This is a genomic window from Oleiphilus sp. HI0066, assembly GCF_001635725.1.
Window position 1 is genome coordinate 1 of record NZ_LWFH01000472.1, and the last position, 663, is coordinate 663.

The window sequence follows — 663 nt, forward strand, 5'->3', positions numbered from 1 at the left end:
CTTCAATTATTGAAGACCCTGAAGGCACTCAGTTGCAATCTGTAGGCTATGTGTTGGATGGCTTTGAGTTTCAGCTTGATGCTGCATCAATGATGAGCTCGGAAGATGCTGAGTATGCTTATAAAGCTATTATGAAATCGCTGGAAGCAATTCTTAAAACATATGAAATGGGGAATCCCGATTTAGCAGAGCTTACTATCCCTGCAGGGAGTACTGAAATTGTAGATGAGCGAGATCAAAGCATTATTATAGTTAACGTAACTGTAGACGAGGAAGGCGCCCGCACTTTTTCTGTGAACGATGATGTTATGGTGCGTCGTAAAGATATTCCACGCACTTTGCCGGTTGATGTGTCGGTCCAATTAAATGCGTTGGCTCTTGTTGAGCAGTCTTTTGAGAATGGTGACATGACTATTTTTGACGATCCAAAAGATCAAGCGGATAAAGTGAATAATGAAACGCATCACGGTGTTATTGATATGGCGCTGCAAGGATCTATTGTTTCAAATACAGTTGAACTGACCCTTAGTGAAAGTTTTGTTCGTGCTTTTTATTGGGGGAGTGTCAGAGAAGAGATAGCTGTTCAGACGTATAGTGACGAATATTCGTTTGAACGCATATTGTTGCACCAGTCAGATTGGACAATTTCAGAACTTGATGCTC

General features: G+C 41.3%; 1 protein-coding gene. It reads left to right on the plus strand.

All coding sequences use genetic code 11. From position 1 onward, the window contains the following. Positions 1–663, plus strand: a 663-nt coding sequence (locus A3738_RS30685; RefSeq protein WP_197473654.1) for a hypothetical protein, incomplete at both ends; no start/stop codon positions are given.